The organism is Aeromicrobium sp. PFPM2_SD2, from assembly GCF_057364525.1.
Map to the genome: position 1 here is coordinate 1 of NZ_JBNFNZ010000269.1, position 3559 is coordinate 3559.

The window sequence follows — 3559 nt, forward strand, 5'->3', positions numbered from 1 at the left end:
ACGCCGGGTCGAGTGGTACGCCGCACGGCGACGTCCACCGGCTGCGGTCGGCCTCGGCCCGGTGGCGCGGCACCGACCTCGGCGCGCTGGCCCCCGTGGACCCGGCCGTGCGGTTCGGGTTCGGGTCCGCCCCGCGGACGCCGACGCTGACCCACCTGACGTCGTTCGTGCGCGACCGGCCTCAATAGCACCTCAGCGACACGGTCCGCTACCGCAACGAGACCCAGAACACGCCACCGCGACGAAGATCACACGATCTGGCGGCGAGTCTTCCGCGGAACCGCGCGACACTGGAACGGAGGGTTCCTGCCGAGCCGCACGTCCGCCCGGGGCCCCGACACCTGTCGTCGAAGCGGAAGTTGGTTTCCTGCGTGTCCGAGAGCGCGAACGTACCGGCCGTCTCCACCCCCTCGTCCGTCTCCCCGGGCACCACCGACGTCCTGCTCGTCGGCGCGGGCATCATGAGCGCCACCCTCGGCACCCTGCTGAAGATGCTGCAGCCGGACTGGACGATGAGCGTCGTCGAGCGCCTGCCGCAGCCGGCGCAGGAGAGCAGCGACCCGTGGAACAACGCCGGCACCGGCCACTCCGCGCTGTGCGAGCTGAACTACACGCCGCAGAAGGCCGACGGCACCGTCGACGTCACCAAGGCGATCACGGTCAACGAGCAGTTCCAGCTCTCGCGCCAGTTCTGGTCCTTCGGCGTCGAGAACGGCCACCTGTCGACGCCGTCCTCGTTCATCAACCCGGTGCCGCACGTCAGCTTCGTCACCGGCGAGGCCGACGCCCAGTACCTGCGCAAGCGCTACGACGCGCTCGCGGGCAACCCGCTGTTCGAGGGCATGGAGTACGTCGACGACTCCGCCGAGTTCGCCAAGCGCCTGCCGCTCATGGCCCAGGGCCGCGACGCCGCGCAGAAGGTCGCGCTCAACTGGAGCGACAACGGCACCGACGTCGACTTCGGCTCGCTCACCCGCCAGCTCGTCGCCAACCTCTCGCAGCGCGGCGCGGACGTCCGCTACGGCACCGAGGTCGTCAAGCTGTCGCGCGACGGCGAGGGCTGGGCCGTCACCCTGCGCGACCTGGCCACCAAGGCCAAGACCCGCGTGCGCGCCCGCTTCGTGTTCGTCGGCGCCGGCGGCGGCGCCCTGCACCTGCTGCAGAAGGCGGGCATCAGCGAGATCAAGGGCTTCGGCGGCTTCCCGGTGAGCGGCCAGTTCCTGCGCTGCCTGGACTCCTCGATCGCCGAGCAGCACGACGCCAAGGTCTACGGCAAGGCCGCCGTCGGCGCCCCGCCGATGTCCGTGCCGCACCTGGACACCCGCGTCATCGACGGCCAGCGCTCGCTGCTGTTCGGCCCGTACGCCGGCTGGTCGCCCAAGTTCCTCAAGGCCGGCTCGGTCACCGACCTGCCGCGCTCGATCCGCCCGAACAACCTGTTCTCGATGCTCGGCGTGGGCCTGAACTCCTTCTCGCTGACCAAGTACCTGATCAGCGAGCTGCTCAAGGGCCAGGAGAAGAAGGTCGAGGCGCTGCGCGACTTCGCCCCGCTCGCCGAGTCCGGCCAGTGGGAGCTCATCACCGCCGGCCAGCGCGTCCAGGTCATCAAGCGCAACGGCGCCAGCGGCACGCTGGAGTTCGGCACCTCGGTGGTCAACGCCGCCGACGGCTCGATCGCCGGCCTGCTCGGCGCCTCCCCCGGCGCGTCCACCGCGGTCGCCGCCATGCTGGACGTCCTGGAGAAGTGCTTCCCCGATCGCATCGACGGCTGGCGCCCGCAGCTCAAGGAGGTCGTGCCGTCCTACGGCGTGCACCTGCGCGAGAACCCCTCGCTGCTGGCCGACCTGCGCGCCTACACCGACAAGACGCTGCAGCTCGCCTGAGCCCGCCGACGAAGGCCCCTCCGCGCGGAGGGGCCTTCGGTCGTCCCGGCGGCGCTAGCGTCGGGCACATGGACACCCGGCTGCACTTCGTCACGCTCGCGACGCCCGACCTCGACGCGTCCCGCCGCTTCTACGCCGAGGGCTTCGGCTGGGAGCCGCTGCTGCACGTCCCCGGCGAGATCGTCTTCGTCCAGGTCGCGCCGGCTCAGGTGCTGGGCCTGTTCGACGCGGCGTCGTTCGCCCGCGACGTCGGCGAGGAGGTCGGCGGCCCGTCCGGGCTGTCGCTGGCCCACAACGTCGGCTCGCGCGACGAGGTCGAGGCGCTCGTCGCCCGGCTCGAGGCGTCCGGCGGCACGGTGGTGAAGCCGCCGCAGGACGGCGCGTTCGGCGGCGTCTTCCACGCCTACGTCCGCGACCCCGCCGGCGCGCTGTGGGAGGTCGCGCACAACCCCGGCTGGACCGTCGCCGACGACGGCACGGTCACCTTCGCCTAGCGCCTCACCCGAGCCCGGCTCCGCCGAGAAGTGTGAAGGTACCGACGTCGTCGCGCGTCCGCGACGTGCATTCCTTCACACATCGCGGCGGAGCGGACGCGGGGTGAGGGACGCCGGTCAGGGGCGGGGACGGTTGCGGACGCGCTCGCCCTTGGCCCGGGCGGCGTCGGCCAGGTCGGCCTGGAACTGCACCATGCGGGCGGTGAGGTCCGGGTCGCCGGCGGCGAGGATGCGCACGGCGAGCAGGCCGGCGTTGCGCGCGTTGCCGATCGACACCGTCGCCACCGGCACGCCGGCGGGCATCTGGACGATCGACAGCAGCGAGTCCATGCCGTCGAGGTGCTTGAGCGGCACCGGGACGCCGATCACCGGCAGCGGGGTGACCGCGGCCAGCATGCCGGGCAGGTGCGCCGCTCCCCCGGCCCCGGCGATGATGACCTCGAGCCCGCGGGCGTGGGCCTCGCGGCCGTAGGCCAGCATCTCGTCGGGCATGCGGTGCGCCGAGACGACGTCGGCCTCGTGGGCCACGCCGAACTCCTCCAGCGCGGTCGCGGCCGCCTCCATCGTGGGCCAGTCCGAGTCCGAGCCCATGACGATGCCGACCCGGGGCTGCTGCTCACTCATCGATGACTCCGTTCTCCAGCAGGCGGCCGCCGCGGCGCGCCCGCTCCAGGACGTCCGCGAGGTCGTCGCCGTAGGCGGTCACGTGGCCGACCTTGCGGCCGGGCTTGACCTGCTTGCCGTAGAGGTGGACCTTCAGGTCCGGGTCCTGGGCCATGACCGCGGCCCGCTGGCCCTCGAGGTCGGTGACCGCGCCGCCGAGGATGTTGACCATGACCGTCCAGCCCTGGCGCGGACGGGTCGAGCCGAGCGGCAGGTCCAGCACCGCGCGCACGTGGTTCTCGAACTGGCTGGTGACCGCGCCGTCCATCGACCAGTGGCCGGTGTTGTGCGGGCGCATCGCCAGCTCGTTGACCAGCAGCCGGCCGTCGGCGGTCTCGAACATCTCCACGGCCAGGACGCCGGTGACGCCCAGCTCGGTGGCGACCTGCTCGCCGATGGCGCGGGCCTGCGCGTCGAGGTCGGCCGCCAGGTCGGGCGCGGGCGCGACGACCTCGCGGCACACGCCGTCCTCCTGGCGCGACTCGACGACCGGCCAGGTGACGACCTCGCCGGACGGAC

At 72.6% G+C, this 3559-nt stretch carries 4 protein-coding genes and 1 pseudogene; 3 read left to right on the forward strand and 2 right to left on the reverse strand.

Annotated features, from left to right (window positions below):
* From AC2W7G_RS11825 to AC2W7G_RS11835, 3 genes and pseudogenes are all read left to right on the forward strand, one after another.
* A pseudogene (locus AC2W7G_RS11825) lies at positions 1 to 188 on the forward strand (hypothetical protein); the annotation flags it as partial.
* Between the two features lie 183 nt (positions 189 to 371).
* Positions 372 to 1883 (forward strand): malate dehydrogenase (quinone), encoded by a 1512-nt coding sequence (gene mqo, locus AC2W7G_RS11830; RefSeq protein WP_485868615.1) that lies wholly within the window; start codon positions 372 to 374, stop codon positions 1881 to 1883.
* A gap of 68 nt (positions 1884 to 1951) precedes the next feature.
* Positions 1952 to 2377 (forward strand): VOC family protein, encoded by a 426-nt coding sequence (locus AC2W7G_RS11835; protein WP_485868616.1) that lies wholly within the window; start codon positions 1952 to 1954, stop codon positions 2375 to 2377.
* Between the two features lie 117 nt (positions 2378 to 2494).
* Here the strand turns inward: AC2W7G_RS11835 and purE are convergent, their stop codons facing one another.
* Together purE and AC2W7G_RS11845 are read right to left on the reverse strand one after the other, a co-directional pair.
* Positions 2495 to 3001: a 5-(carboxyamino)imidazole ribonucleotide mutase gene (purE, locus tag AC2W7G_RS11840; RefSeq protein ID WP_485868617.1), complete on the reverse strand. Its 507-nt coding sequence runs from the start codon at positions 2999 to 3001 to the stop codon at positions 2495 to 2497.
* Positions 2994 to 3559: ATP-grasp domain-containing protein (locus AC2W7G_RS11845; protein WP_485868618.1), on the reverse strand; the 566-nt coding region annotated here is incomplete at its 5' end. The genes AC2W7G_RS11845 and purE, both read right to left, overlap by 8 nt.

What these genes read in the sequence shown, in the direction of transcription:
- purE (WP_485868617.1), bottom strand. Translation starts at nt 3,001, where the DNA reads ATGAGTGAGCAGCAGCCCCGGGTCGGCATCGTCATGGGCTCGGACTCG.
- AC2W7G_RS11835 (WP_485868616.1), top strand. Translation starts at nt 1,952, where the DNA reads ATGGACACCCGGCTGCACTTCGTCACGCTCGCGACGCCCGACCTCGAC.